General features: G+C 75.2%; 1 protein-coding gene. It reads right to left on the bottom strand.

Translation table 11 applies throughout. The annotated features are described in order from the left end of the window. Window positions 1-923, bottom strand: a 923-nt coding sequence (locus DW309_RS03025; RefSeq protein ID WP_136044522.1) for a DUF58 domain-containing protein, incomplete at both ends; no start/stop codon positions are given.

Here is a 923-nt window from a genome sequence, read left to right on the forward strand (position 1 = left end):
CCACGTTCTCCGCGTCGCGGAGCGTCCGCTCGGCCGCTGCGGCGACGTACACCTCCTCGCGCGAGCCCCTGGCGCGCGCCAGCACGGCGATCCCGTCGTCGGTGACCGAGCCGACCAGCACGGTCATCGCCCGCGACGCGGTCGGGAACGCGCCGAGGAAGCCGCGTGCGGACTCCGCCGCGTCCTGCGCCGTGAGCGCGACGATCAGCGAGGGGCGCGTGGTCAGGGTGCGCACCGCCGCGAACGCGCTCTGCCAGTCGGTGTCCACGAGTCGTGCGTGCACGGGGGCCATGGCGTCGGTGAGCGCGGGAAGGAGCGCGGTGCCGTCGACGCCGGTGACCCTGGCCCGAACGACCCGGTCGAACATCAGCAGGTGCACGTGGTCGCCCGCGCGGGAGGCGAGGGCCGCGAGCAGGAGCGCGGCCTCGAGGCTCGCATCCAGGCGGGTGCCGTCGCCCACGCGGGCCGCTGCCGTGCGACCCGTGTCGACGAGGATGACGACGTGGCGGTCGCGTTCCGGGCGCCAGGTCCGCAGCATCGTGGTCCCGGCCCTGGCGGTCGCGCGCCAGTCGATCGAGCGCACGTCGTCGCCCCGCACATACTCGCGCAACGAGTCGAACTCGGTGCCCTGACCGCGCACCTGGATGCTCGTGTTGCCGTCGAGCTCCCGCAGCCGGGCAAGCCGGGAGGGGAGGTGCTTGCGGGAGCTGAACGCGGGCAGCACGCGGATGGCGCCGCGGACGAGGTGGCGCGCCTGCCGTCCCGCGATACCGAGGGGCCCGCGCGAGCGGATCACGACGAACTCGCTCACCAGTTCGCCGCGACGGCGAGGATGCAGCGGCAGCTCGACCCGTCCGCGCTCACCCGACGCGATGCGCAGGCGCTGGCGCGCCAGGGGCGCACCGGCGGTGGGCTGCCAGGCG

Source organism: Microbacterium sp. K41 (genome assembly GCF_004794395.1).
Classification (GTDB): domain Bacteria; phylum Actinomycetota; class Actinomycetes; order Actinomycetales; family Microbacteriaceae; genus Microbacterium; species Microbacterium sufflavum.